This window comes from Candidatus Uhrbacteria bacterium CG10_big_fil_rev_8_21_14_0_10_50_16, from assembly GCA_002774875.1.
GTDB lineage: Bacteria > Patescibacteriota > Patescibacteriia > UBA9934 > UBA11717 > UBA11717.
Map to the genome: position 1 here is coordinate 1 of PCYM01000005.1, position 25,802 is coordinate 25,802.

Sequence of the window (25,802 nt, forward strand, 5' to 3'; positions counted from 1 at the left end):
AGATCGTGAGCAACCATCCGTCATTGCGAGTTTCACGAAGCAATCTTATTTATTCAGCAAAATTCTGCAAAATCAATTAAGGTTGCTTTGTCGTAGGACTCCGCGCAATGACGACTGACTGAGATCGCTTTTTGCTGACTACGTAGATTCGAAATAGCAACGAACATTAAAAAAATATCACGCCGCCGCCCAGGAGGGACGACGACGCAATAGTCAGGGGGTCCGAGTTGTGATCCGTCCTCGGAGACGGTGGGGCGACCTAGGTGCGGCCACCGAAGGACTCGCGGCCCAGGCGCCGCAGAGCCTCCTGGACGATGGGGTCGCTCTTGAAGATACCACCGAGCAGGATGGGCTCGACGCCCAGCTGTTCGGCGAGCTCGGAGAGCACGTTCTTGATCTCGTTGATCGCCTTGCGGCCGAAGTTCTCGATCTTCAGCAGATCCTGCTCGGAGTTCATGAGCAACTCAACGATGTAGCGGACGCCGGCGTTCTGCAGGCAGTTGGCCGATCGGACGGACAGCTCCAGGGTGTCCACTTCGGTCATGAAGTAGGGGAGCAGGCGCCAGTCCGTGCTGGCGTTGGCCTCTCCCGGAGCTTCGCGTTCCACGGCGAAGCAGTCGTTGTTGTCGCAGGCCAGATCCACGAGGATCCGATCCGCATAGGTCAGACTCTCCGCCGGCACTTCCGTGAGGATCTCGCGGTTGCTGTCGGTGTTTACCGCCAGTCCCAGAGTGGGGTGGGTGTTGAAGGCGTTCTTGGCTTGCCAGCGCAGGGTCTCCATGCGTTGTTGCGCCTGCATCGCCGTCTGGACGGCGCCCATGTCCACGTAGTCGTGGAGCAGCTGGAGCTGTTCCTTGTGAGGTCCCAGTCGCAGGTTGCGCAGGGCCTTGGCCTCAACTTGGCGGACACGCTCTTCCTTGACCCCAAGCTTCTTGCCGACCTGCTTGAGGGTCATGTGCTCGAAGCAGCGGATCTGCAACACCTCCTGCTGTCGTGGCAAGAGGCTGTTGAGGGCTGTATCCACCACCGCTACCGCCTCGATGCCGTGATCCACGCGGGTTACGTCCCGCATGTTCATGCCTATGCGTTGCGCCAGCAGACGGGTGAACTCGTGCGCGTTGTCGATGACCACGTGGCCCCTGGCCACCTCCTGCTTGAGGTCGATGAGTACCTCCACTCCCCATGCTGGGGAAGCGGCCTTTCCGAACAGCGCACGCAGCAACGTGCAGATGCCGCAGGCGTCCCGACCTTCGGATGCGTAGGCGCAGGATCCCTGCACCGCGTACCGTGCGGTTTCCTCCATGTGGATGGCCGTCGCACGGATGTTGCTGAGTCCGAGAACTTCGGTGGCCTTGTCCTCCAGATCCTCGATCCCACGGAGCTCGGGGTACTGGAGCTCCATGGAGTTGTGGGCCCACTGGCAGATCGCGGACGCGTAATCCGTTCGGGCGGGGAACACCAGGTCGGGATCCTTGCGAAGAGCGATCCTGGTGTCGTAGGTGACGTTTCCGTCGGTGATGCCCAGGATCTGGGCGGTTGCGCCAGAGCCGAAGCCCAGACTTCGAAGGGCCACCACGCGCTTGCGGCGCAGGGTGACCGCGGGGTCAGTGGGAATGGGCATGTTGCCTCCTCGCTGTGTCTGCATTGCAGACGGTGAAACCATTTAAAAACCGTTTTTTCTATACCAATTTTCTGCAGAACTTTCAAGGGTTGCTTAGGCTTTGTATAAAAAGGACATTCGATATTTCCTGCGAATATCTCATTGACGCAGTAAACAAAAGACCCTCGTTCCTCAGGGCCTAGCTCTTTTGTTCACTTAGTCCATTTTTTATACAAAACCTTCGCTGCGACATCTGCCAATCTTTCTCCAAAATGGCCTTTGTGCTACCATCCCTTCGCAATAAGCATAATCAAATCTATGGCTTTAGAACTTACAACACAGAACTTTGATGAACAAGTAACCAACGCAGAAGGCGTTGTGGTGGTCGATTTTTGGGCTCCTTGGTGCGGCCCTTGTAAGATGATGTCGCCTGTTGTGGAGGAGTTAGCGGAGGAGATGGGGAACGTCACTATTGCTAAGGTTAACGTGGATGAGAATCAGGAGGTGAGCATGCAATTCAACGTACTGTCTATTCCAACGTTTATTATTTTTAAAGGCGGACAGGTAGTGGATCAATTTGCCGGTGCCATGGGTAAAGACGCCTTAAAAGCACGTGTTGAAAAGCATTTATAGTATGCGAGAGGTTGTTATTTTAGGATCGGGGCCGGCGGGATTGGCAGCAGCCATCTACGCGGCACGGGCGGACTTAAAACCGCTTGTTGTTTCTGGTCCGCAACCTGGAGGACAACTCACAACCACAACGGAAGTGGAAAATTGGCCGGGCGAACCAGACGGAATCGACGGCACCGCGCTGATCGAAAAGCTCAAAAAACAAGCCGCACGATTTGGCACGGAGTATAAGGAAGGATGGGTGACACAGGTGGATTTTGCGAGCTCGCCCAAGAAGCTGACGTTTGAAGGCGGGGAGGTGATTGAGACGCGGGCCGTGATTGTGGCCACGGGTGCGTCGGCCATGTACTTGGGTGTGCCGGGCGAAGAAGAACTTAAGAGTAAGGGCGTGAGTGCGTGTGCTACGTGTGATGGATTTTTCTTTCGCGATAAACAGGTGGTCGTGGTCGGCGGGGGAGACGTGGCTATGGAGGAGGCGATGTTTTTGACCAAGTTTGCAACCTCGGTGACGGTGATTCATAGGCGGGAGACGTTGCGTGCTTCCAAACCAATGCAGGAACGCGCGTTTGCCAATCCAAAAATAACATTTGAATGGAATACGGAAGTGGTAGAAGTGCTCGGCGTGGATCAGGGGCATATGACTGGCGTGCGAGTTAAAAACAATCAAACGCAAGAGGAGAAGACGATTGAGGCGCAAGGGTATTTTGCGGCCATTGGACACAAGCCAAACACAGATGTGTTTGCGAGTGCCTTGGAGGTTGATGCAAAAGGCTACGTGGTGCTGCAACCGGGATCAATGCGCACGAGTGTGGAAGGCGTGTTTGCGGCGGGGGACGTGGCGGACCATGTGTATCGCCAAGCAATCACAGCGGCAGGTACGGGGTGTGCGGCAGCGTTGGATGCCGAGCGCTGGCTAAGTGAACAGGTGCCATCTTAGAGAGAAAAAGTTGAGCCCCCGCTACCTGAGACGGTGCGGGGGCTTTGTTGTTGAGGCCGTCAGGCGTTCTGCCTGCGGTTGTGGGCGATAGCTTTGTTGATCTCTTCCTCTGCCGCGCGGACATCAGGGTCTGCTTCGGTGCTCGGCGGGATGATCCCGCCTACGATACCCGTGGCACGCGCGATCAGACCATTGTAGGTCTGCATGAGCTCTTGGAGTTGTTGTTGAGCGAGCGCGGCCTCCGATCTCGGTGCGGTTCGGATCACGTGCACGTCGTCCGACGTCTCGTTGAGGAGCTGGAGTACCACGCGGATCAGATCCCAGGCTTCATTGAGTCGAACCTGCAGGGTCTGAACAGCAGCGCCTCGATTGTTTATGTCGAGGTCTGTTGGCGCGGAGGTCTTGCTGGAACGCAAGCGCTTCTTCTCTGCGCGGATGCTCTTGGTGAGGTTGTCTACGCGCTCAAAGAGCCGGCCTAAGTACGACGGCGTTGCACCGTTCGTGTCGCCCAGCAAGTTGACGAGACAGAGTAGCTCCGAGAGCAACGGGTTGTTGCCCGCCGCTTGCCTAATGTACAGCAAGGCTTGATCCGCTTGGCGTCGTTGCGATCGTACGCTCACCAACTTCTTTTGTACTCGGCGATCGACTCCTTCACGTTGCCGTTGTTCACGTGCAACTCGTCGAGCGACTGCCGTACTGCTCCTCCACTCCGCGAACCAGCCTGCCGGAAAGCCAAACAGCTCGGCGTAGAGGAAGGTGGCCATCGGTTCAATTACCGGGACGTTGTAGGAGAACGATCCGTCGAAATAGGTGCCCACAACACAGACCCAAAGGGCGAGTGTGCAGAGACCAATGGTTGTGATGAAGATGGCGTCTGCTGCGTCGGCCGTTCCTTGACGAACCCTGTATGCCATTGCGCCTAAAAAGACGGAGATGGTGTAGCTGCACATCAACAGGACAAAAAACCACATGAGCGATTCCTCCCTTCAAAGATTTGATTCCGTGTTGAACATAACCGAATTGGTCTTTGGTGTCAATGGATGCTCGCGGTGGTGCAAAAATAAGGGACTCGGCAGGCCACGCCACTCTGCGCGCATTCGCACTCAGAAGACAGCTTGTCAGAGATAAGGTCTTGTAAGCATGGCGCCGACTTGTCCCTTATTTTTTGCACAACTCCTCGCTCCTGCATTACCTGAAGTGCTTCGTCGATAGCACTTATCTTCAAACACATGCGTTTTGAGAATACTCGTAAACTCGTATTTCAAAACACACGTGTTCTCGGGGACGAAGGCTGAAGTTCTAGATTTCTTCGTCGAGGAGGCTTATCTTCAAACACATGCGTTTTGAGAATACTCGTAAACTCGTATTTCAAAACACACGTGTTCTCGGGGACGAAGGCTAGACCTTGATCAGATCAAGATCGGATGAGATCAGAGGTTAGCTGAATTGATTCGATTCAGTTTGATGGGAATCCTGGTTTACCCCCCTCCTCACTGAGTAGGGGAATGAGGGGAGGTGTGATCTTGTGTGTCTGTTGGATCGAGAAAAGGTTCAAAATACTTTTGATTGTCGTTCGTCTTGAGCAAACCTAGGGAAATTGCTAGAGTACGCGGTATAAAACCTCCCGTTGGCAACATTTCTTATACTTCCTATGAAATACAATCACAAAGATATTGACGCAAAATGGCAGAAGCGATGGATGAGTGAGGGCGTGTTTACTATGGACGATGCGTCGGAGAAGGAAAAGTTTTACTGCTTGGTGGAGTTTCCTTATCCCTCTGGTGCGGGTCTGCACATGGGTCACCCGCGCAGTTACACCGCGCTCGATGTGTTGTCGCGCAAGCGTCGTATGGAGGGGTACAACGTGCTTTACCCAATCGGTTGGGACGCGTTTGGTCTGCCAACGGAGAACTACGCCATCAAAACAGGTCGTAAGCCGCAAGAAGTAACGACGGAGAACATCAACACGTTTAGACGACAGTTGCAGTCGCTTGGAATCTCTTTTGATTGGTCGCGAGAGGTCAATACCACGGACCCGGCGTATTACAAGTGGACGCAGTGGATGTTTTTGGAATTTTTTAAGGCGGGGATGGCGTACAAAAAAGCCATGGCGATTAACTGGTGTGTGCGTTGTAAAATTGGTCTTGCAAACGAGGAGGTTGTAAACGGCGTATGCGAACGCTGTGGCGGCGAAGTTGAAAAACGTGATAAAGAGCAATGGATGATTGCCATAACCCGGTATGCAGACCGGCTGATTGATGATTTGAAGACCGTGGATTATTTGCCAAAGATTGCCAAGCAACAAGAAGACTGGATTGGCAGGTCCGAGGGTGCCGAGGTGACGTTTGCATTAGAGGGAGATGTGAGTGAATATAATTTTTTGGGTCTTCATGCGTTTTGTGATGATTCGACATCCGCTTTTTGGCCCTGGTTGCAAAAAGAACTCTCAACTCGCGGAGGGACGCTGACGGTGTTAGATTTGCCAAATTCAAGCGAGCCAACTATTGCCAAACAGGTGCAGTACATAAGGGAGAACTATACCTTTAATGAAAAGACGATCATTCTTACGCACTCGCTTGGGGGGGTTGCGGCAATGAAGTTACTTCCAGAATTAGATCAATCTATTAAGAAGTTAATTCTCATTGCACCGCCCACCAATCCATCTCGGTTTATGGATAAAAAGCCTCGACCGGCGTTAGACGCTTGTTGCGATTGGTCGTTTGATTATCAGGCTATTAAAGATAAAGCGGGATCAATTATTGTTATTGCCGATGAGCAAGATCACATTGTTCCTTTGTCACAACCAAAACAGCTTGCAGATCAGTTGCACGCAGAATTTTTCATCTTCAAATCAAACACGCCTCATTTTAATGCTGTTGAGGAGCCGGTTGTACTACGTTCGATTTTGCCACACGTAACTGTCTTCACTACGAGGCCGGATACGCTATTTGGGGCGACGTATGTGGTGTTGGCGCCGGAGCATCCGTTGATTGCAGAACTTGCGAATAGGATTCAAAACAAAAAAGATGTGGAAGCGTATCAACAAGTCACAAAAGAAAAGACAGAGATAGAACGTGGAGATGCGACCAAGGAAAAAACAGGCGTGATGTTGAAGGGTGTGCAGGTGATTCATCCTGTCACAGGTGAAGTATTGCCCGTGTGGGTCGCAGATTACGTGCTAATGAGTTATGGCACGGGGGCGATTATGGCTGTGCCTGCACACGATGTACGTGATTATCAATTTGCAAAAACATATGGTTTGCCAATTCATCAAGTTATAGAAGCACCGATCGTTTCTGTTCCAAGTGGTATTGTGCATCAAACAGCAGGGCAACTTACAGAACCGATTGTTGTTGATGTCGCCTGTTATACGGGGGAAGGTGTATGTGTCAACTCAGACTTTTTGAATGGGTTGGAAATTGAGGCGGCAAAAGCAAAAATGATTGAATGGTTAGAGAAGGAGGGGAAGGGCGTGCGGAAGATTAACTATCGATTGCGCGACTGGGTGTTTAGTCGCCAGCGATATTGGGGTGAGCCGATTCCATTGGTGCATTGTGATACCTGTTCGCCGGAGACGGATGGATGGGTGGCGGTGCCGATTGAACAACTGCCTGTTACGTTACCGGATGTAGAGAAATATGAGCCGACGGATAGTGGAGAATCACCTTTGGCAACGATCACGGATTGGGTCAACACCACGTGTCCGGAATGTGGCGGTCCTGCAACACGCGAGACAGACACCATGCCAAACTGGGCGGGAAGCAGTTGGTACTTTTTGCGCTACGTCGATGCCCATAATCCGGATGCCTTTGCCGATCCACAAAAACTCAAAAGATGGATGCCTGTTGATTGGTATAATGGTGGTATGGAGCACACGACGTTGCACTTGTTATATTCGCGTTTTTGGAACAAATTTTTGTTCGATCGCGGACACGTGCCAACGTCCGAGCCGTACGCAAAACGCACAAGCCATGGATTGATCCTCGCCGAAGATGGAACCAAGATGAGCAAGTCAAAAGGCAATGTGGTGAATCCGGATGAACTCGTGGAGCAATTCGGCGCAGATGCGTTGCGATTGTTGGAGTTGTTTATTGGACCGTTTGCAGAGCCGGCGCCCTACAGCCACGCGGGGATGGTGGGAACCCGACGGTTTTTGGAGAAGGTAATGGATCTACCGGGCAAGGTTGTCGAGACGGAATCGGAGGAGGTGACGCGCGCGTTACATCAACTCATTCAAAAAGTTGGTGAGGATATTGAGACACAGGGGTACAACACGGCCGTGAGTGCGTTGATGATTTTTGTGAATGCCGTTGGTGACGGTGGAGGGCTCACAAGGCAGACGTTGCAAGCGTTTGCGTGTGTGTTATCGCCGTTTGCGCCGCATATTGCCGAGGAAGTGTGGAGCCAGGTGGGGGATGGGTTGGCGATGCAACAACCATGGCCGGCGTTTGATGCGGAACTGGCAAAAGACGTCGTGGTAACGTTGGGCGTGCAGGTGAATGGCAAAGTGCGCGGGCAGGTGACGTTGGCCGTGGATGCAACGGAGGCGCAGGCGCGTGCGGCGGCCGAGGCGGATGAACATGTACAAACCTATTTGCAGGGAAAGACGGTTAAGAAGTTTGTGTATGTACCTGGACGCATTGTGAGCTTTGTGGTGGTATAGCTCGCGTTATCCACACTTGCAAAATTTTATAGGGTTGTTATAGTTGCCTCAGTTCCGATTAGAAGTGAACCACAAAAACCTCCCCCTTGGGGGTGTTTTTGTTTATTTGTAAAAACGGGGTTTGGTAACAATAAGCAAGATCATCTCGTGAGCATAATCGAGAGCTCTCTCCGCGTGTCCCCTCGGCGAAACAAAAGGAGGGAGAAAAGAGTAGAGAGATGTTTGTAATCTTGTAATTCAATTTAGACTCAAACAAAAACTCATGACAAAATCCGCGGTGTTCCAATGCTTTCTTGTATTGTGGATCTTCTCTGTGTTTGTGCAACAGCTTGTGTTTCGCGATGTGTGGCCAGACGTTCCGGCAGGCGACATACATCTTGTTGGGGTTGTGCGCGAACAGGTGGATCAAAAAGGACTCATGCAACGTGTGCGTGTGTTGGTCGATTCAATCCCCGGTTTTGTACAGTTAGAAATTGGTCCGTATCCTGTGTTGCAAGTGGGGGATAGGGTTAAAACTGATTGCACGCTCACACCGATTCGTGATCTGAACTCTGAGGAGTTTCGCTATGATCGCTATCTTGCAAAGGAACAGGTGTATGTGGTCTGCACAGGTTACGGCTCGCCGCAAGTGATCGGGGTGGAAACGGGCTGGCGGCAATCCTTGGATCGGTGGCGTCAAGCGTTTGCAGGCGTGATTCAACAACATCTCCAAGAGCCTCACGCAAGCTTGTTGATCGGATTGTTGTATGGCGCGCGATCCACGTTGCCGACAGATCTTGTGGACGCGTTCAGACGAACAGGTACCATGCATATTGTGGCGGTGTCGGGATTTAACGTTACAGTGGTTGCTAACGCGATTTTATTGTTGCTAACGACGACATTTTTACGACGACAGCGTGCGTATTATTGTGTGCTCGCAGGGATTGGCCTCTTCGTTTTGTTTGCGGGTGCCGATGCGGCGGTGGTGCGCGCGGGAATTATGGGCGCGCTCGTGTTGACGGCAAAACAAATCGGACGGCCACGCGTAACGGTGACACTTTTTTTGATGGCCGCAAGCGTCATGCTGGCAATTAATCCTCGCATGTTGTTGGATGACGTAGGATTTCAACTTTCCTTTGCCGCCGCAATTGGATTGGTTACGCTTGGCCCTGTGTTTCAATGTTGGTTTGTATTTTTGCCAAAACGCTGGCAAATACGCTCCATTTTGTCCGAGACGCTCGCGGCCACCATTGCTACAATGCCCATCTCACTCTTACAGTTTAAGACGGTTTCACTGATTTCGCCGATTGCAAATCTGTTTGTGATCCCGTGGATTGTCCTTGCTATGTCGCTTGGAATGGCGGGGGCGGTGGTGTCGATGGTTGCCCCCAGCAGTGGCACGATTGCGTTTTTTCCCGTAGCCGTAATTTTAGAAATCATGCTCACCTTTGTGCGCGTATTTGCGCCACTTCCAATTATCGATCTCGCTCTATGAAACATATTCGCCTTCTCTGGATCATTACAGGTGTTGTGGTTGTTACCTCGGTTTTATTTGGATGGTTGGTGTGGCAACAGGCTTATGATCAATTACAATCGGCGCAACCGGACCTCACGGTATCCGTGTTTGACGTTGGTCAAGGTGATAGCGCCTTTGTGGAATGGGCAGACGGCACCCAGATGCTGATTGATGGTGGTGTTGACGGAACCGTGTTGAATCGATTGGGTGAGGTTATGTTGCCGTGGGACCGCTCCATTGACTATGTGGTGGCAACACATCCTCATGCGGATCATGTTGGTGGATTGATTTCCGTATTGGATCGGTATCAGGTTGCACATGTTGTGTTGAATAAACAGGTCTACGATTCGTCAGTAGCCGATGCATTTTTAGACGCGGTCATCAACGAAGGTGCGGACATGATTGATCCTAAAAATCTTGATCTGCAAGGGGCACGCGTCCTGTATCCAACAGATAATATTCCACTCCTACAGACAGACGATCCAAATGAAACCTCGATCGTGCTTGAGATTGATGAGGCAAATCAGCATGTTTTGCTTACAGGAGATATTGGAGAACAGGTGGAGGAGCAACTTGTTCAGGCAGGGGTATTGGATGACGTGGACGTGTTGAAGGTCGGTCATCACGGAAGTAAGTATTCTTCGTCGCGCGCGTTTTTAGAAGCAATTCAACCAGAGGTGGCACTTGTGTCAGCGGGGAAGGACAACGCGTACCATCATCCGCATCCAAGCGCTCTTCAACGGCTCATAAACATCGGAGCCGAGACCTATCGAACGGATCAAGATGGCACGGTCACCATTCGCTTTTTTAAAGACACCTACCAGCTCTTTACGGGAAACCCACGCTGGACATGGGCGCGTTGGAGTGCTATGCTCAGCGCAAATTGACCATAATACACACGTTTATGTCTATCGAACGCACAGTGGTGTTACTCAAACCAGACGCGCTACAACGCGATCTCTTGGGCCAAATCATTACACGCTTTGAACGCAAGGGATTAAAGCTCGTCGGTCTTAAACTTGCGCAGCCATCTGGCGATGTGTGGGATGAGCATTATTCTCATCATGTTGAAAAGCCGTTTTACCCGGGACTTAAAGCCTTTATGATGCATGGACCATTGGTCGCGATTGCATTGGAGGGAATCGGAGCGATCGACGAAGTGCGAAAAATCGTTGGAGCCACCAATCCTCAAGAGGCAGATGCAGGGACCATTCGAGCAGACTTTGCCATGAGTATTGGAGCAAACTTGGTGCATGCATCAGATGGAGCTGAGACGGCGGCAAATGAGCTTAAACGGTTCTTTAGTGAGGGAGAGTTGTTTACCTACGAGAAGATTTCCGATCAGTACATTGTTGCGGATTAATCACAGAACCCTGCGCTGTTGTGGCGCGGGGTTTTTGGTTGCTTGGTGGTGGAATTTTTGGTAGAATAAAAAAGCCTTACATTGGAGGGCTTTGTGAAATTCATGAGCGCGTAGAGAAGACGCGTGTGGTGTACTTCTCTGGGTGCAATGACAGATCTGTTTCTCATGAAAACCACTCCAGCTCGTCTGCGTTCTACATATCGTAGAGTGCGGGGGCCAATGTGGGGCTCCAAAACATCGAGACATCGCGGTCGCTATCGCGGTGTTTTGCTTTTTGACGTTTGAGAAGTCGTGTTATACTCGCAGAACTATGTTAAACCTCTTATTTGATCAACCCGCGTTATTCCTCGTCGTTCTTTTGGCGATTGTGTCGGCGCTTAGTTTTCATGAATTTGCGCACGCGTTTATTGGATATACGTTAGGAGATACCACCGCGCAGCGACTTGGACGGCTCACACTCAATCCACTTGCGCACATTGATTGGTTGGGATTACTCATGTTGGTCACGGTTGGATTTGGGTGGGGAAAACCGGTGCCATTTAATCCGCATAATCTCAAGTTTAAAACGTGGGGTCCGGTGTTTGTAGCATTTGCCGGACCTGCATCGAATCTTTTATTCGCGCTTGTGTCCACGGCATTATTTTGGGTGTTTGCCTATTCGGGTCTTTTGTCGGCGGACAATGCGCTTATGATGTTCTTTGGATTCTCGGTGGTCATTAATCTCGCACTCATGTTCTTTAATCTTATTCCGTTGCCGCCGCTTGATGGTTCAAAATTGTTGTTGCTTGTTCTCGACAAACCAAAATATGTGCAAGCGCGGTTTTGGATTGAGACACGGGGCTTTTGGATTTTGATCGGTGTGTTGGTTGTTGATTCGTTTACCGGTATTAACGCATTTGGATGGTTATTTAATCTCGTATCACGCGTGGCAAATCTCTTGCTCGGCGGTGCCTTGTTATAAGTTACCTCACTGTTTTAAAAAAAAGTTCGACCGGCCTCCATGTGGGGCTGGTTTTTAGGAAGAGCGATTGGAACGTCTACGTTGAATGGCCAGTGGATCATGTGGTCCACAAGGATTCCCACAACGACGTTTGCGAGCCCAAACCAGCTGTTTACGGGGTCAGCTCCCCAATGGAACAGGATGTCTCCACCGAGTCCAAGAATGGTCATCGTCAGAAGCACGCCAAAGGCGATTTTCTAATTACGGTTCATGAACGCAATGGACTCGTCTTGCAGTTGAGAGCAGAGGGACGAAATCGGATCAATGATCCCGACCATGAACACAAGGAACAGAATATACTCAAACATACGCACCTCCAGTGACAAAGCAGCGGTTTGGAGGAAAATGTTAATAGATAAAAGGAGATTTTGGTTTGTTTGACCCTCAATTGGTCGTTTCTTATTGACAAAATCAGGCCTATCTTGTATCTTCGCAGCATCTTATGGCGGCTCTACAAGCCAAAATGGATACCTTACTCATCGATCTTGTGCAGTACCTCTTAGGCGGAGGGAAGTCATCCACAAGACCGTAATCGTCATAAAATGCCTACCATTAACCAATTGGTGCGAAAAGGTCGCCCAAAAGCGAAGCATAAGAGCAAAGTTCCAGCTCTTGGTATTACGCAAGACAGTTTGCACCGCAAACGCGGGAAGCACGACGCTCCGTTCAAGCGTGGCGTGTGTATCCGTGTGTATACGGCAACTCCTAAAAAGCCTAACTCGGCTTTGCGAAAAGTTGCACGTGTTCGACTTTCAAATGGAATCGAGGTAACAGCCTATATTCCAGGAGAGGGTCACAACTTACAAGAGCACTCCGTGGTGATGCTTCGTGGAGGTCGTGTGAAAGACCTTCCAGGTGTGCGCTACCACATTGTTCGCGGTATGTATGATACGCAAGGAATTGAGGGGCGTAATCAGAGCCGATCTAAATATGGAACTCGACGACCGAAAAAGTCGTAAGGGACTCTTAAATACAGCCTATGCGAGGTAAAAAAGCCCCAAAGCGAATCGTGAATCCTGATCCAAAATTTGGAAACATGATGGTCGCAAAATTGATTAACTATGTGATGTTGGATGGAAAGAAGACGATCGCACAAGACGTTGTGTATAACGCGTTTGCCCTTATTTCCGAGAAGTCCAAAGTGGATCCGATTGATATCTTTACACAAGCCATGGATAACGTGATGCCAAACCTCGAGGTAAAAAGCAAACGTGTTGGTGGAGCCAACTATCAAATCCCAATGCCTGTGCGTGGTGATCGTCGTATTTCCTTGGCATTCCGATGGATCCTCAACGCAAGCCGTTCTAAGAAAGGTTCTCCTATGGCGGAGCGCTTGGCATCTGAGCTTATGGAAGCCGCAGAGGGAACAGGAGCTGCCGTAAAGAAGAAAGAAGATGTGCAACGTATGGCCGAGGCCAACAAGGCGTTCGCACACTTTGCGCGATAATTTGCAAGAAACAAGGACTGGGATGGAACGCTTCAGCGCTCGCCCAGTCCTCTTGTTCCTTTAGACTTGAATACAAACATTCTTTATATGCCCAGAGAGTTCCCGTTAGATCATGTTCGAAACATTGGAATTATTGCCCACATTGATGCGGGTAAGACGACCGTTACAGAACGCATTCTTTTTTACACCGGAAAAAAGCACAAACTTGGTGAAGTGCACGAGGGAGAAGCGACCATGGACTGGATGGAGCAAGAGCAGGAGCGTGGAATCACTATTACGTCTGCTGCAACCACGTGTTTTTGGAAAGATTACAACATCAACATTATTGATACCCCAGGGCACGTAGACTTTACCGTGGAGGTGGAGCGATCATTGCGTGTGTTGGATGGAGGTGTTGTGGTGTTCGACGGTGTGGCCGGCGTGGAACCACAATCGGAAACGGTGTGGCGACAGGCGGACAAGTACCGCGTGCCTCGTATGTGTTTGGTCAACAAACTTGACCGTACGGGTGCCGACTTCATGAAGGACTTGGATTCCATTCGTACACGACTTACCAAAAAGGCCCATCCTATCCAATTGCCAATCGGCGTGGAGAGTGATTTTATTGGTATTATCGATTTGTTAAAAATGAAAGCCTTCTTTTATCGAGATGATGAAGGAAAGGTGATTGATGAAGTAGAGATCCCAGATGAATACAAAGCAGAAGCCGACAAATGGCGCGCAAGTTTGGTAGAGGCGATCGTGGAGAATGACGAGATGCTCATGGAAAAATACCTCGCAGGAGAGGCGTTGACTTACGACGAACTTGTTGCGGGATTGCGTGCAGGTGTGTTGGGATTAAATGTTATTCCTGTGCTTGTTGGATCGGCACTAAAGAACAAAGGTGTGCAGATGTTGTTGGATGCGGTGAATATGTATTTGCCAGGTCCATTGGACGTGGAGCCTGTCGTGGGAACAGATCCAGACAATGCTGAGACAAAAATCCCAATTGTTGCCGGAGACGACCAGCCCGTTGCGGCATTGGCCTTTAAGATCGCAACGGATCCATTTGTGGGAAAGTTGGTCTTTATTCGCATCTATTCAGGTGTGCTTAAGTCTGGTTCTTACATTTTGAATGCATCGACCGGTCAAAAAGAGCGTATTGGACGATTGGTTAAATTGCATGCGAACGATCGAGAAGAGGTACAGGAAGGATATGCGGGAGATATTGTGGCGGCTGTTGGACTCAAAGAAGTTCGAACAGGACACAGTTTGTCTGACCTCGCGCACCCAATTTTGTTGGAGAGCATCACATTCCCAGAGCCGGTTATCTCGATCGCTGTGGAACCAAAAACCAAGGCCGACCAAGAGAAAATGGGAGTCGCCTTGTCAAAATTGGCAGAAGAAGACCCAACGTTCCGTGTGCGCACCGACTCGGAGACCAACCAAACGATTATTTCTGGAATGGGAGAGTTACACTTGGATGTGCTTGTGGACCGTATGAAGCGCGAGTTTAGCGTGGAGGTGAACGTGGGCGCACCGCAGGTTTCTTATCGTGAGTCTATTCGTGGTGAGGCAGAGGCCGAAGGCAAGTTTGTGCGACAGTCTGGTGGTCGTGGACAGTATGGTCACGTGGTCATTAAGATCGAGCCAAACGAGCCAGGAAAAGGATACGAATTCCTCAACGAGATTAAGGGCGGAGCTGTGCCTCGTGAATACATCGAACCAGCAAACAAGGGAATTCAAGAAGCATTGGACAGCGGTATTTATGCCGGTTACCCAGTGATTGATGTGAAGGTGCACATGATCGATGGTTCTTACCATGACGTGGACTCCTCCGAAGTTGCCTTTAAGTTGGCTGGGTCGATGGCGATTAAGGCTGCTGCGCTGAAGGCTGGCATTAAATTGTTGGAGCCAATCATGAAGGTGGAGGTGGTAACGCCTGAGGAATCTATGGGAGACGTGATTGGAGACCTTAATGCAAAACGAGGTCAGATCAGTGAGATGACGGACCGTGGTGAAGCAAAATTGATCCACGCGCTCGTTCCATTATCCGAGATGTTTGGATACGCAACACAATTGCGATCGCTCTCACAGGGACGCGCAAGCTCCTCTATGGAATTTGAGAAGTACATGGAAGTGCCAAACACAATCGCAGAGCAAATTAAGACGGAGCGAACAGGTGAGGGGGCACGATAGAGATTGATGAACGAATACAGTTTCGTTCACAAAACCGGTTCTCACGAGCCGGTTTTGTGTTTGTAAGATTAAGAAGGGCCAATGACTATCAGGGCTTGACAGATAGAATAAGTGTGCTACAAAGGGGGTATCGAACGATTCGATACAGACAACGATATGAAACTATTCACGACACAACTCTGGATGAGTCACCGCAGTGCGCCTCAGGGCGTAGTGGTTGATAAAGCATTTATTGCAAATGCAGGAGTTTGTGTTGAGCGAGATATTTTAAGAAATTGAGTTTATTTTTAAACTGGATTCTTAGAACGTCTTGCGCAATAGGCAAGACGTTTGTGTTTTAGGGTGAGATTGGTCTTTACAGCCCCGCAAATGCGGGAGAAAGGTGCAAATGGCCAACGTCGATGTAGATGATCTGCGGTCGGAAGGTCCTAGCAACTGGCGTGAGTTTCTGATTCTGACGAGCGGTAGCCTCCAGACCCTCAAGTGGGTTTGGGCGCATTTTGCTGGGTCGGAGGGTCGGAGCCGTGTTAAAAGTATGGCGGTATGGATGCTGCCAAATACGGCGTTCAAGCTGCTGCCGTTCTTGGCGATTGGACGATTGGTTACGGCGGTTCAGGAACAGGACACACCCGTGGCTCGCGTTGCAACGATAGGATTCTTCCTCTCGTTGGTTCTCATGGAGCTCACGGGAAATCGGATCCGCGCGCATCGCGAGAAGGCTTTGGCAGCCTGCGCTGTGCAGATCGACAAGCGACTCTCGGAGCTGTTCTTCCATCACGGCATTGGCCAGTTCTTGTCTGAGGGAAGTCGTCTGAGTGCGGCGAACGTAGAGAAAGCTCGCGGTCGCGTGTGGTCCGTCATGGATCTCATGATGTTTGAGGGGATTGCGGCCCTCATGGACATTGGCCTCGCCTACGTGTTGGTGTGGCTGTTGTCGCCGCGCAGCGGATTAGTTATGACGGGACTGTTTGTTATTCACGCGTTCTTCTCTGTCTATATGAGTGGGCGTGTGATGCGTGACGGCGTGCCGATTGATCGTGAATATCGTGCACATAACGTCTATCGGACGGACCGTTGGTCTCTCTTCCGACGCGTGATTATGGCCGGACGCGTAAGAGAGGAAATCGACTACATGACCGAGTGGATGGCTCGCATCTCACGTAAGGACAATGGCTTGTGGCTTTGGTTTAACGACCAGATCAGCATTCGTGGCGTCGTGATGTCTGTGTTCTTCAGCTTGTGCGTGTGGTGGGAAGTGACGTGTGCGTTTCAAGGTATACTCGCCGTTGCGTCCATGGTTCCTTTGTTCTCATGGTCGTACAACTTGTTCATGAACTTTTGGCGACTGGGACACATGGAGCGACAGCTCAACTGGAATATGCCGAGTGTACAGGCGATGGTCGTCGCGTTGACGATCCCAACCGATGTGCCCGTTAAGGCAGACGCCCTTCAGGTATTGCCCAACGGTCCACTCGGGATCGAATTGCGCGACGTGAGCTACGCGTATCCGTCTGAAACCTCTCCGACGGAGCTTGTACCTGTGTTAAGTCATGTAAATCTCGTGATTCCTCCGGGCTGCAAAGTGGGTTTGGTGGGTGAGACAGGGTCGGGCAAGTCGACGATCGGGAATTTGCTCTTGCGATTCATGGATCCTACGTCGGGAGCGATTCTGGTGAATGGGTACAATCTGCGTGATTTGGACTTGTCCAGTTATTGTCGCGCGATTGGCGACATTCCTCAGCATCCCGAGATTCTGGAAGGAACACTGAGGGACAACGTGCTCTACAATGTGCCTCTTGCGGATCGTGCGGCGTTTTCCGACGCGGACGTGTGGAGCGTGCTTGCAAAAGTCCAGTTGGCCGATCACAAGCGGTTCACGAACGGTTTGGATACGCGTCTGGGAAAGAACGGCATGAAGTTGTCTGGTGGTCAGCGTCAGCGGCTTGCCATTGCCTCGGCGATCATCCAGCACCTCCGATTCGTGGTGATCGATGAGGCTACGAGTGCCCTGGACGCCAAGACGGAACGCAGGGTCCAAAAGGGAATTGAGGCGATGCTGGGCGAGAACACCACGGCACTCATGATCGCACATCGGCTGCCAACGCTCAGGTTCTGTGACATGATCGTCATCCTTCGTCCGGCCTCGTCTCTGGCTCCTGGTGAGTCGCAGATTGAGTACGTGGCCACCTCGCTGGAGGACGCCTACGCGCATTCGCCCACGTTTAGGGGCTTTGCGGATGAACTGGGAATGGCCTTCTAATACGTTGCCTCGTCGGGATCTCCGGCGGGGCGCATATTTTTTATTGACGCGACCCTGTATCGTGATAACATCAACCCACTATGAGCCAACAACTACAAGAAATACTGCATTTTGCACAAAAAACAGGGGACAAAGTGATCGTTACAGACAATGAGGGAAAGGAGCCAATGGTGATATTGCCATTTACAGCCTATCAAAGTCTCGTTGAACGGCTGGGTTCGGTTTCCTTTACGCCCGTCTCTTCTGAGAATGAATCGGAGGAAATCGACGCATTAGCCGATTTACCTGAGGAATTTTTTGCAACAGAGTCCAACAACGTGGATGATCTTGCTTTAGAGATCCCAGAAGCCCCAACAAAGCAAAATCGCGATCAAATCTGGCCCGTTTCTGGATCAAAAAAGGTAGAAAATACGCCAGCTTTAGCGGAAACAGATACATCGGATGCGCCGGAGGAAGAGGAGCAATTCTACTTAGAACCCGTTGAATAGGCCTCGTGGATAGAATCGGTACCCAGGGTACTTGCACGGTTTTCGATTCCATGGTACATTCCGCTCGCATTTCTTTACTAACCTCATTCATATTTTGATAAGAACCTCTGTCCTCGGACAAGTTCAGTCTAATGTCATATGGCAGATGTATTCGAACGTGGGAAACCACATGTTAACGTCGGTACGATTGGTCACGTTGACCACGGTAAGACGACCCTTACGGGAGCAATTTTAAAAGTACTCCACGCACGTGGATTCAAGGCCTCGGCAGATTCTGTTGATGCTCTTGATAAGGCTCCAGAATCACGAAACCGTGGTATTACGATCGCGACCGCTCACGTTGAGTATGAGTCAGCAAATCGTCACTACGCCCACGTTGACTGTCCAGGTCACGCAGACTACGTGAAAAACATGATCACCGGTGCAGCTCAAATGGATGCTGCAATCCTCGTGGTAAACGCCGCAGATGGTCCTATGCCACAAACGCGTGAGCACATTCTTTTGGCTCGCCAGGTTGGAGTACCTACGATCGTGGTGTTCTTGAACAAGATCGACCAGGTAGATGATCCTGAATTGATCGACTTGGTGGAAGAAGAAATTCGTGATTTGTTGAAGAAATACGATTACGATGGAGACAACACGCCTATTATTCGTGGATCTGCGCTTAAGGCGCTTGAGAATCCTACAGATGAAGAGGCAGCAGCTCCTATTTTGAAGCTTATCGAGACATTAGACACCTATGTTGCGGAACCGGTTCGCGACATGGACAAGCCATTCCTTTTGCCAGTGGAAGATGTTTTCTCCATTGAAGGACGTGGAACGGTGGTAACGGGACGTATCGAGCGTGGAACTATCAACATCAACACGGAAGTGGAGATTGTAGGTATCGATGAAACGCAAAAGTCGACCGTTACAGGAATCGAGATGTTTAACAAGCAGCTCGAGCAGGGTCGTGCTGGAGATAACGCCGGTTTGTTGCTTCGCGGAATCCGCAAGGAGGATGTACAGCGTGGACAGGTGTTGTGTCTCCCAGGATCCATTACACCTCACACAGAGTTTGAGGCAGAGGTATACGCATTGACCAAAGAGGAAGGTGGACGTCATAAGCCATTCTTCAAAGGCTACAAGCCACAGTTCTACATCCGTACGACAGACGTAACAGGTGAGACCGTGGACTTGGGCGGTGCAGAAATGGTGATGCCAGGAGACAAGGTCAATATGCGCATCAAATTGATTGTGCCGGTTGCACTTGAGGATCAAACACGTTTTGCTATCCGTGAGGGTGGCCGAACGGTTGGTGCTGGAGTCGTTACAAAAATTCTTGACTAAGGGAATCGAGGGGCAGCATCGCTGTCTCTCTTTCTCGTGAACATCGTACCTTCTATATGGCTGAAAAAACGGCAACGGATCAAAGAATCCGAATCAAAATTCGCGCTTACGATCACAAGATCATTGATCAGGCAACAGCTACGATCATGAAAACCGCAGAGCGAACCGGTGCAAAGGTTTTGGGACCCGTTCCACTTCCAACCGCCCGTCGCATGTATACCGTCAACCGATCGACGTTCGTTCATAAAACGTCGCGCGAACAATATGAGATGCGCGTCCATAAGCGCTTGATCGATATTGTTCAGCCCTCCGAGCGGACCGTAGAGGCGCTCATGAGTCTCAACTTGCCATCTGGTGTGGACGTTGAGATCAAAATGTCATAAAAACAACCAGCTTTGCTGGACCCTGAGCTATGATCAGGGATGTGTGCATTCTGTGCTCACGTCCCTGGTCATAGACCCGGACTGTTTCCTAAAACATGGAAGAAAGATCTTACGTCAACGGTGACGAAGAAAACCTTCCAGGGTTAGACCGAAACAGAAGAAAGGATAAACTCGCTACAATAAAACCCCCGCAACTCTTGTGCCTACGTTGTGGCTAGAAGCCCGAATAGTCGACCCTCCGTGGTTGTGTATTTGGACTTCTGGTTTTTACTTAGAACCAGTCGGGATCAATCCGTGAGTATGTGGACCTGTTCAAGAAGAATAATCAACAATCGTTGGTTGCTCATCAGGAGGCGTGTCTGCATCGTTACGCGAAATCCCTAATTTAAGACGATATGAAATGCATCATCGGACGAAAACTTGAGATGACCCAGGTCTTCCGTGAGGATGGTACCGTTGTTCCTGTGACGTTGATCCAGGCCGGACCCTGCACGGTGACCGATGTGCGCACAGTTGACGCGAATGGCTATGCGGCTGTTCAACTCGGCTATGGCGTGCAAAAAGCTTCACGCGTGGCTAAGGCGCAGCTTGGACAGTGGCTCGAATCAGGACCATTCCAACTTGTGAAAGAGGTGCGCGTGAGTGACCCATCGAATTACGAAGTGGGTGCAACGGTTGACGCTTCAATTTTTGAGGCAGGAGATAAAATCGATGTGATCGGCACATCCAAGGGTCGTGGGTTCCAAGGTGTTGTGAAGCGTCACGGATTCCGTGGTTCTAAAACAACCCATGGTAACAAAGACCAACAGCGCATGCCGGGTTCCATTGGAGCCACGGGTCCACAGCGTGTGTTTAAGGGGATGCGAATGGCAGGACGCATGGGTGGTGATCGCACCACGGTACAGAACCTCGAGATCGTCGAGGTACGTCCAAATGGATTAGTCGCCGTAAAAGGTGCAGTTCCTGGAAGCCGAAACAGTCTTATTGTTCTAAAGAGCGTTAAGTAAGGGCTATGCAAATCGACATGTACAACACAAAAGGAGATGTTGTCGGTTCAGTAGATCTGAACGATAGTATCTTTGGTGTGGAAGTAAACGAGGCCCTCGTTCACGAGGCCGTCATGACGCAAAAGGCAAATGCCCGTGTTGTTTTGGCGCATGTAAAAGATCGAAGTGAAGTACGCGGTGGTGGTAAGAAGCCATGGCGTCAGAAGGGAACAGGACGTGCACGTCACGGATCCAGCCGCTCTCCTATCTGGATCGGTGGAGGTGTCACTTTTGGCCCAAACCGTCTTCGCAACTTTTCTCGCAAGATGAACCGAAAGGCTCGTCGCAAAGCTATGTTTATGACCTTGTCCGATAAGGTAGCGAACAAGGCATTCTTGGTGATTGATAGTTTGGAGATGGAAGGAAAGACCAAGGAAGTTGCTGCGTTGTTGAAGGCACTCCCACGACAGGGAAAACGCACATTGCTGGTAACCAAGCCGGAAAACGTGTCCGTTCGACGAGCGGCACAGAACATGTTCTTTACGCAAGGTATCGCGCCAAATAGTTTGAACGTGGTGGATATTTTGAAGGCAGGAACGATCATTATCGGGAAGGAAGAGCTCGAGACCCTTACTCAACACTTTGTAAAGGCCTAAGCGTATGGCAATTCTCAAACGAACAAAAGACGTGAAAGTCGAGGAAGCAAAGAACGAGAAAGAGGTCGTTGCAACCGCTCCCGTAAAGAAAGCTGCAAAAGCTCCAAAGGCAACGGCAGACAAGAAGACTAAAAAAACACAGGAGTCAGGTGATGCGTACCGTGTGCTCGTACGACCACTTGTAACAGAAAAATCTGCGCGTTTGGCTTCCGAGGGTGTTTACACCTTCCAGGTTGCAAAGGGCGTTGATAAAATCTATGTACGACAGGCCGTGAAGGCGCTTTACAACGTAGATCCTGTGCGAGTGAACATTTTGAATCAACGTGGAAAAGAGGTTCGCGTCGGAAGAGTGACGGGATCTCGCAACCACTGGCGCAAGGCCTATGTCTTTATGGGCAAGGGTCAGCACCTAGATGTCTACGAAGGCGTGTAATAAAGGGACTATGCCAATCAAGCGATACAACCCAACAACGCCGGGACGGCGTAAGTCAAGCGTCCAAACCTTTGACGATGTAACGGCCACAAGCCCGCTCAAGTCATTAACACGACCACGGAAGCAAAATTCCGGACGTAGTGGTGGAAAAATCACTGTGCGTCATCGTGGAGGTGGAGCAAAACGCAAAATTCGCGTTATTGACTTCAAACGAGAGAAATTTGATATTCCAGGAACGGTTGCAACGATCGAGTACGATCCAAACCGCAATGCCCGCATCGCGCTGGTGCATTACGCAGACGGAGAAAAGCTCTATATCCTTGCCGGTCATGGAATGCATGTAGGACAGGCGATCATTTCTTCCAAAAAGAAAGGACCCATGCAACCTGGAAACCGTTACCCATTGGAATTGATTCCTGAGGGAATGAACGTCTACAACATCGAGTTGCAGCCAGGAAAAGGAGGACAGGTGGTGCGAGGAGCTGGAACGACTGCCATGTTTATGGGAGTCGATGGAGATAACGCACAGGTGCGTTTGCCATCTGGTGAGGTACGCCTCGTCTTGCGACGCAACATGGCCACGATTGGTCAGGTGTCCAACATCGACTATCGATTGATCCGATGGGGAAAAGCCGGACGTATGCGTCACCGAGGCTTTCGTCCAACGGTTCGTGGAAAAGCCATGAACCCAGTGGATCACCCACATGGAGGAGGAGAAGGTGCACAGGGTATTGGTATGAAACATCCAAAAACGCCACAAGGAAAACCGGCATTGGGTGTCAAGACACGTCGCAAACAAGCTTCAGATAAGCTTATCTTGCAACGTCGTAACTCAAAGAAACGTTAATTGCTATGTCTCGAAGTCTGAAAAAAGGACCTGCTATCGACGAGCGCCTTCTTGCGAAGGTTGGCAAGCTTAAGGTGGGAGACAAAACGGCGGTTAAAACCTGGTCTCGTTGGGCGGTTATAACGCCGGCGATGGTAGGATTTACGTTCGGTGTACATAACGGCAAGCAACATGTTCCTGTGTCAGTTGTTGAGAACATGGTTGGTCACCGTTTGGGTGAATTTTCGCCAACGCGAAAGTTTGTTAAGCATGCTGGTAAGTCAGCTAAATAAAGCGTATGGAATCAGCAAAAGCAACCCTACGTTTTCTGAAGATTGCTCCACGTAAAGTACGTCTCGTTGCCGACATGGTACGTGGTGTAAGCGTGGATACCGCGATCGGACAGTTGACGCATAGTTCAAAGGCAGCTGCACGACCCGTTCGTAAGCTCATTGAATCTGCAGCCGCAAACGCGGTTCATAATCAGAAGCTACAGCGTGATGCGTTGATGGTACAGACAATCACGGTAGATGATGGACCAACGGCAAAGCGATCGATGCCACGTGCGCATGGACGTGCAACGGTATTGCGAAAGCGTACAAGTCACGTGAATGTGATTCTCTCTGAGAAGACTACTTCTCCGGAGGAAGAAGTCACTGTTCCTGCTGCGAAGGCCAAGACCGCAAAGGCTCCTGCAAAGGGTGCGGCGGTTGTCAAAAAAGCTCCTGCCAAGAGCACGTCAAAAAAGGAAGCCTAACGCATCGGAACTATGGGACATAAAGTACATCCAAAAATTTTCCGCATCTCGACCATCGAGTCGTGGGATTCGAAGTGGTTCTCCCCACGTAAGATGTTTCCAACCTTTTTAAAGGAAGACGTGTTTATTCGCGCCTACCTCAAAAAGAAGTTGCGTGAAGCGGCAATTCACAAGATCATCATTGATCGTTCACGCCAGACGTTTACGATCACACTTCACACAGCAAAACCAGGATTCATTATTGGTCGCGCTGGTGCGGGAGTGGAGGACCTCAAGAAGGAACTCAAGAAACGATTCTTCCGTGGAAGACGCGTAACGATCAATATCAATGTTCAAGATATTGGACATGGTTCACTCTCGGCAGCAGTTGTTGCAGAGCAGGTCGCCATCGACATTGAACATCGTATGCCGTTCCGTCGTGTCATGAAGCAGACCGTGGATCGAGTTATGAAGAGTGGAGCGGAAGGTGTGCGTGTGATTGTTGCGGGCCGATTAAACGGAGCAGACATTGCACGAAGTGAACGTGCGGGAGCAGGAAAAGTGCCTTTGCAGAATTTGCGAGGAAACATCCAGTATGCCAACACGCAAGCAAACACCATGTTCGGAGTGATCGGTATTAAAGTGTGGATCTATCTCGGCGAAGTCTTTGACAGTGTAGAAGAAGCGGAGAAACGTGCACGCAAGAGTGGTGATACTCGTGGTCGTGAGCGTGATCAACGCGGACCTCGTGATCGTCGACCAGCTCATCAAACACGTCGATAGCCTATGTTGATGCCAAAACGAATGAAGCACCGAAAGTGGCATAAGGGACGCGCATCTGGGAAGCGACTTGCAACTCAGAAGACGCGATTAGCCTTCGGTGACTATGGAATGAAAGCCCTTACGGAATCCTGGGTAACATCACGACAGATCGAGGCAGCACGTCGTGCAATGACACGCTATGTGAACCGTAAAGGACAAACGTGGATCCGCATTTTCCCAGATCACCCAATCACGTTCCATGGAAATGAGAACACGATGGGAAGTGGAAAGGGAGCGGTGGATCACTACGTGGCTGTGGTTCGAGCGGGTACGATCATGTTCGAGATCGGCGGCGTTTCAGAAGAGGAAGCACGTGAGGCGTTTCGTCTCGCGGCGCACAAGATGCCGATGAAGGTTAAGTTCATCAGTAATGCACGGTAGGATATGGAATACAAAGACCTAGCCAAAAAATCCGTGACAGATTTGCAGACACTCCTTGCGGAGAAGCGTGAATCCCTTCGGGAATTACGATTCCGTGTGGCAGCAAACCAGTTGAAACAGGTTCATTTGATCCGCGCCGTTCGTACAGAGATCGCGCAGATTATGACCCGTGTGCGAGAGATCAAGAATAAGGAGGTTTAAGACACGTGTATGACGAATAAAACAACCAATCGAATCATCCGTCGCCGTTTTACCGGTACGGTCGTATCAGATCGTATGGACAAGACGGTTGTGGTTCGTGTTGACTCGCCAAAAATGCACCCAAAGTACAAAAAGCGTTATACAACGTCCAAGAAGTACAAGGTGCACGATGAGGAGAATCAATGTGCTGTTGGTGATACGGTGTCGTTTGTTGAGTGTCGACCGCTTTCAAAGGATAAGCGTTGGCGCATTGTGCGATCGGCTGATTCTGCAGCTGTAACCGAATAGTCGTATGGTTCAGCATCGATCCATGATCAAAGTGGCAGACAATAGCGGGGCAAAGAAGCTTCAGGTGATCCGCGTTCTTGGAGGATATAAAAAGCGTTACAGCTTCATTGGAGACGTGATGACCTGTGTGGTAAAGGAGGCAGCTCCTCATGCCGCTGTTAAAAAGTCTGACATTGTTCACGCGGTACTTGTACGGTCTCGTAAGGAAACACGTCGTTCCAATGGAACGTACATCCGTTTCGACGAGAATGCCGCCGTGATCATTAATAAAGAAAACGGAGAGCCAAAAGGAACGCGTATCTTTGGACCTGTTGCTCGCGAATTGCGATCAGCCGGATTCACTAAGATCATTTCCTTGGCCCCCGAAGTCCTCTAGGCCTATGAAGATCAAGACAGGTGATACCGTCCAGATCCTTGCTGGAAAGGACAAGGGGAAGACGGGTAAAGTGATGCAGGTATTTCCTCCGATCAAGAAGGTTGTTATCGAGGGATTGAATCTTGCAACAAAGCATTTAAAAGGAAACGGACAACAACCGGGTAAAAAGATCCAGTTTCCTGCACCGATGAACATCTCAAATGTCGCCCTTGTGGGGAAGGATGGGAAGTCTGGACGTGTAGGATACGAAATCGCAGAACAGGATGGAAAAAAGACCCGTGTACGAATCCTTCGTAAAGCAGGTAAGCAGCAAAGCGTCTAGTG

29 protein-coding genes are annotated in these 25,802 nt (G+C 50.4%); 27 read left to right on the forward strand and 2 right to left on the reverse strand.

The window, feature by feature from the left end:
• Positions 1-259: 259 nt before the first annotated feature.
• Complete coding sequence (locus COV06_02510) at positions 260-1,663, reverse strand: hypothetical protein (protein PIR47532.1); 1,404 nt, start codon at positions 1,661-1,663, stop codon at positions 260-262.
• A 255-nt stretch (positions 1,664-1,918) separates the two neighbouring features.
• Here COV06_02510 and trxA point away from each other — a divergent pair, with 255 nt between their 5' ends.
• Positions 1,919-2,233: a thioredoxin gene (trxA, locus tag COV06_02515; protein ID PIR47533.1), complete on the forward strand. Its 315-nt coding sequence runs from the start codon at positions 1,919-1,921 to the stop codon at positions 2,231-2,233.
• Between the two features lies 1 nt (position 2,234).
• On the forward strand, positions 2,235-3,167 hold the full coding sequence (gene trxB, locus COV06_02520; protein PIR47534.1) for a thioredoxin-disulfide reductase: 933 nt from the start codon (positions 2,235-2,237) through the stop codon (positions 3,165-3,167).
• Positions 3,168-3,226: 59 nt separating this feature from the next.
• Here trxB and COV06_02525 read toward each other — a convergent pair whose 3' ends face one another.
• Positions 3,227-4,138 carry a hypothetical protein gene (locus COV06_02525; protein ID PIR47535.1) on the reverse strand — a complete coding sequence of 304 codons (912 nt, stop codon included), beginning with the start codon at positions 4,136-4,138 and terminating at the stop codon, positions 3,227-3,229.
• A gap of 680 nt (positions 4,139-4,818) precedes the next feature.
• On the opposite strand from COV06_02525, the gene COV06_02530 reads away from it, so the two are divergent.
• From COV06_02530 to COV06_02650, 25 genes are all read left to right on the forward strand, one after another.
• The gene (locus tag COV06_02530) at positions 4,819-7,830 is read left to right on the forward strand and encodes a leucine--tRNA ligase (protein ID PIR47536.1); all 3,012 of its coding nucleotides are present in this window, start codon (positions 4,819-4,821) and stop codon (positions 7,828-7,830) included.
• Between the two features lie 262 nt (positions 7,831-8,092).
• The gene (locus COV06_02535; protein PIR47537.1) at positions 8,093-9,304 is read left to right on the forward strand and encodes a hypothetical protein; all 1,212 of its coding nucleotides are present in this window, start codon (positions 8,093-8,095) and stop codon (positions 9,302-9,304) included.
• Positions 9,301-10,212 (forward strand): hypothetical protein, encoded by a 912-nt coding sequence (locus COV06_02540; protein PIR47538.1) that lies wholly within the window; start codon positions 9,301-9,303, stop codon positions 10,210-10,212. Before COV06_02535 ends, COV06_02540 begins: the two co-directional genes overlap by 4 nt.
• 17 nt (positions 10,213-10,229) lie before the next feature.
• A complete protein-coding gene (locus COV06_02545; GenBank protein ID PIR47539.1) occupies positions 10,230-10,688 on the forward strand; it encodes a nucleoside-diphosphate kinase in 459 nt (152 codons plus the stop codon).
• Positions 10,689-10,998: 310 nt separating this feature from the next.
• Positions 10,999-11,649 (forward strand): hypothetical protein, encoded by a 651-nt coding sequence (locus COV06_02550; GenBank protein PIR47540.1) that lies wholly within the window; start codon positions 10,999-11,001, stop codon positions 11,647-11,649.
• A gap of 170 nt (positions 11,650-11,819) precedes the next feature.
• Positions 11,820-12,011 (forward strand): hypothetical protein, encoded by a 192-nt coding sequence (locus tag COV06_02555; protein PIR47541.1) that lies wholly within the window; start codon positions 11,820-11,822, stop codon positions 12,009-12,011.
• A gap of 219 nt (positions 12,012-12,230) precedes the next feature.
• Positions 12,231-12,647 (forward strand): 30S ribosomal protein S12, encoded by a 417-nt coding sequence (locus tag COV06_02560; GenBank protein PIR47542.1) that lies wholly within the window; start codon positions 12,231-12,233, stop codon positions 12,645-12,647.
• A 20-nt stretch (positions 12,648-12,667) separates the two neighbouring features.
• Entirely contained in the window at positions 12,668-13,135 is a 468-nt protein-coding gene (locus COV06_02565) for a 30S ribosomal protein S7 (protein ID PIR47543.1), read from the forward strand.
• A gap of 87 nt (positions 13,136-13,222) precedes the next feature.
• Positions 13,223-15,313 (forward strand): elongation factor G, encoded by a 2,091-nt coding sequence (gene fusA, locus COV06_02570; GenBank protein ID PIR47544.1) that lies wholly within the window; start codon positions 13,223-13,225, stop codon positions 15,311-15,313.
• A gap of 388 nt (positions 15,314-15,701) precedes the next feature.
• Complete coding sequence (locus COV06_02575; protein ID PIR47545.1) at positions 15,702-17,573, forward strand: hypothetical protein; 1,872 nt, start codon at positions 15,702-15,704, stop codon at positions 17,571-17,573.
• 80 nt (positions 17,574-17,653) lie between these two features.
• Positions 17,654-18,061: a hypothetical protein gene (locus COV06_02580; GenBank protein ID PIR47546.1), complete on the forward strand. Its 408-nt coding sequence runs from the start codon at positions 17,654-17,656 to the stop codon at positions 18,059-18,061.
• A gap of 138 nt (positions 18,062-18,199) precedes the next feature.
• Positions 18,200-19,390 (forward strand): elongation factor Tu, encoded by a 1,191-nt coding sequence (gene tuf / locus COV06_02585; protein PIR47547.1) that lies wholly within the window; start codon positions 18,200-18,202, stop codon positions 19,388-19,390.
• 56 nt (positions 19,391-19,446) lie between these two features.
• Entirely contained in the window at positions 19,447-19,773 is a 327-nt protein-coding gene (locus COV06_02590; GenBank protein ID PIR47548.1) for a 30S ribosomal protein S10, read from the forward strand.
• Between the two features lie 395 nt (positions 19,774-20,168).
• Complete coding sequence (locus COV06_02595; GenBank protein ID PIR47549.1) at positions 20,169-20,780, forward strand: 50S ribosomal protein L3; 612 nt, start codon at positions 20,169-20,171, stop codon at positions 20,778-20,780.
• 5 nt (positions 20,781-20,785) lie between these two features.
• Positions 20,786-21,415, forward strand: coding sequence for a 50S ribosomal protein L4 (locus COV06_02600; GenBank protein PIR47550.1), 630 nt, complete (start codon positions 20,786-20,788; stop codon positions 21,413-21,415).
• A 4-nt stretch (positions 21,416-21,419) separates the two neighbouring features.
• Positions 21,420-21,848, forward strand: a complete 429-nt coding sequence (locus COV06_02605; protein PIR47551.1) for a 50S ribosomal protein L23 — start codon at positions 21,420-21,422, stop codon at positions 21,846-21,848.
• 10 nt (positions 21,849-21,858) lie between these two features.
• Positions 21,859-22,695 (forward strand): 50S ribosomal protein L2, encoded by an 837-nt coding sequence (locus COV06_02610; GenBank protein ID PIR47552.1) that lies wholly within the window; start codon positions 21,859-21,861, stop codon positions 22,693-22,695.
• A 5-nt stretch (positions 22,696-22,700) separates the two neighbouring features.
• Complete coding sequence (locus COV06_02615; protein PIR47553.1) at positions 22,701-22,967, forward strand: 30S ribosomal protein S19; 267 nt, start codon at positions 22,701-22,703, stop codon at positions 22,965-22,967.
• Positions 22,968-22,972: 5 nt separating this feature from the next.
• On the forward strand, positions 22,973-23,431 hold the full coding sequence (locus COV06_02620; GenBank protein PIR47554.1) for a 50S ribosomal protein L22: 459 nt from the start codon (positions 22,973-22,975) through the stop codon (positions 23,429-23,431).
• A 12-nt stretch (positions 23,432-23,443) separates the two neighbouring features.
• Positions 23,444-24,193, forward strand: coding sequence for a 30S ribosomal protein S3 (locus COV06_02625; protein PIR47555.1), 750 nt, complete (start codon positions 23,444-23,446; stop codon positions 24,191-24,193).
• A gap of 3 nt (positions 24,194-24,196) precedes the next feature.
• Complete coding sequence (locus COV06_02630) at positions 24,197-24,613, forward strand: 50S ribosomal protein L16 (protein ID PIR47556.1); 417 nt, start codon at positions 24,197-24,199, stop codon at positions 24,611-24,613.
• Between the two features lie 3 nt (positions 24,614-24,616).
• On the forward strand, positions 24,617-24,814 hold the full coding sequence (gene rpmC / locus COV06_02635; protein PIR47557.1) for a 50S ribosomal protein L29: 198 nt from the start codon (positions 24,617-24,619) through the stop codon (positions 24,812-24,814).
• A gap of 9 nt (positions 24,815-24,823) precedes the next feature.
• A complete protein-coding gene (locus COV06_02640) occupies positions 24,824-25,102 on the forward strand; it encodes a 30S ribosomal protein S17 (GenBank protein PIR47558.1) in 279 nt (92 codons plus the stop codon).
• A gap of 4 nt (positions 25,103-25,106) precedes the next feature.
• Positions 25,107-25,478, forward strand: a complete 372-nt coding sequence (locus COV06_02645; GenBank protein ID PIR47559.1) for a 50S ribosomal protein L14 — start codon at positions 25,107-25,109, stop codon at positions 25,476-25,478.
• A 4-nt stretch (positions 25,479-25,482) separates the two neighbouring features.
• Entirely contained in the window at positions 25,483-25,800 is a 318-nt protein-coding gene (locus COV06_02650; GenBank protein ID PIR47560.1) for a 50S ribosomal protein L24, read from the forward strand.
• The last annotated feature ends 2 nt before the right edge of the window (positions 25,801-25,802 follow it).

Excerpts from the sequence above, each read along its gene's own strand:
- COV06_02535 (PIR47537.1), top strand. The coding sequence starts at position 8,093 with ATGACAAAATCCGCGGTGTTCCAATGCTTTCTTGTATTGTGGATCTTC.
- trxA (PIR47533.1), top strand. The coding sequence starts at position 1,919 with ATGGCTTTAGAACTTACAACACAGAACTTTGATGAACAAGTAACCAAC.
- COV06_02600 (PIR47550.1), top strand. The coding sequence starts at position 20,786 with ATGCAAATCGACATGTACAACACAAAAGGAGATGTTGTCGGTTCAGTA.
- COV06_02615 (PIR47553.1), top strand. The coding sequence starts at position 22,701 with ATGTCTCGAAGTCTGAAAAAAGGACCTGCTATCGACGAGCGCCTTCTT.
- COV06_02525 (PIR47535.1), bottom strand. The coding sequence starts at position 4,138 with ATGTGGTTTTTTGTCCTGTTGATGTGCAGCTACACCATCTCCGTCTTT.
- COV06_02545 (PIR47539.1), top strand. The coding sequence starts at position 10,230 with ATGTCTATCGAACGCACAGTGGTGTTACTCAAACCAGACGCGCTACAA.
- COV06_02640 (PIR47558.1), top strand. The coding sequence starts at position 24,824 with ATGACGAATAAAACAACCAATCGAATCATCCGTCGCCGTTTTACCGGT.
- COV06_02565 (PIR47543.1), top strand. The coding sequence starts at position 12,668 with ATGCGAGGTAAAAAAGCCCCAAAGCGAATCGTGAATCCTGATCCAAAA.
- COV06_02645 (PIR47559.1), top strand. The coding sequence starts at position 25,107 with ATGGTTCAGCATCGATCCATGATCAAAGTGGCAGACAATAGCGGGGCA.
- COV06_02620 (PIR47554.1), top strand. The coding sequence starts at position 22,973 with ATGGAATCAGCAAAAGCAACCCTACGTTTTCTGAAGATTGCTCCACGT.
- tuf (PIR47547.1), top strand. The coding sequence starts at position 18,200 with ATGGCAGATGTATTCGAACGTGGGAAACCACATGTTAACGTCGGTACG.
- COV06_02630 (PIR47556.1), top strand. The coding sequence starts at position 24,197 with ATGTTGATGCCAAAACGAATGAAGCACCGAAAGTGGCATAAGGGACGC.
- COV06_02605 (PIR47551.1), top strand. The coding sequence starts at position 21,420 with ATGGCAATTCTCAAACGAACAAAAGACGTGAAAGTCGAGGAAGCAAAG.
- COV06_02590 (PIR47548.1), top strand. The coding sequence starts at position 19,447 with ATGGCTGAAAAAACGGCAACGGATCAAAGAATCCGAATCAAAATTCGC.
- COV06_02510 (PIR47532.1), bottom strand. The coding sequence starts at position 1,663 with ATGGTTTCACCGTCTGCAATGCAGACACAGCGAGGAGGCAACATGCCC.
- COV06_02595 (PIR47549.1), top strand. The coding sequence starts at position 20,169 with ATGAAATGCATCATCGGACGAAAACTTGAGATGACCCAGGTCTTCCGT.
- COV06_02530 (PIR47536.1), top strand. The coding sequence starts at position 4,819 with ATGAAATACAATCACAAAGATATTGACGCAAAATGGCAGAAGCGATGG.
- rpmC (PIR47557.1), top strand. The coding sequence starts at position 24,617 with ATGGAATACAAAGACCTAGCCAAAAAATCCGTGACAGATTTGCAGACA.
- COV06_02650 (PIR47560.1), top strand. The coding sequence starts at position 25,483 with ATGAAGATCAAGACAGGTGATACCGTCCAGATCCTTGCTGGAAAGGAC.
- COV06_02550 (PIR47540.1), top strand. The coding sequence starts at position 10,999 with ATGTTAAACCTCTTATTTGATCAACCCGCGTTATTCCTCGTCGTTCTT.
- fusA (PIR47544.1), top strand. The coding sequence starts at position 13,223 with ATGCCCAGAGAGTTCCCGTTAGATCATGTTCGAAACATTGGAATTATT.
- COV06_02575 (PIR47545.1), top strand. The coding sequence starts at position 15,702 with ATGGCCAACGTCGATGTAGATGATCTGCGGTCGGAAGGTCCTAGCAAC.
- COV06_02610 (PIR47552.1), top strand. The coding sequence starts at position 21,859 with ATGCCAATCAAGCGATACAACCCAACAACGCCGGGACGGCGTAAGTCA.
- COV06_02580 (PIR47546.1), top strand. The coding sequence starts at position 17,654 with ATGAGCCAACAACTACAAGAAATACTGCATTTTGCACAAAAAACAGGG.
- COV06_02540 (PIR47538.1), top strand. The coding sequence starts at position 9,301 with ATGAAACATATTCGCCTTCTCTGGATCATTACAGGTGTTGTGGTTGTT.
- COV06_02560 (PIR47542.1), top strand. The coding sequence starts at position 12,231 with ATGCCTACCATTAACCAATTGGTGCGAAAAGGTCGCCCAAAAGCGAAG.
- COV06_02555 (PIR47541.1), top strand. The coding sequence starts at position 11,820 with ATGGAACAGGATGTCTCCACCGAGTCCAAGAATGGTCATCGTCAGAAG.
- COV06_02625 (PIR47555.1), top strand. The coding sequence starts at position 23,444 with ATGGGACATAAAGTACATCCAAAAATTTTCCGCATCTCGACCATCGAG.
- trxB (PIR47534.1), top strand. The coding sequence starts at position 2,235 with ATGCGAGAGGTTGTTATTTTAGGATCGGGGCCGGCGGGATTGGCAGCA.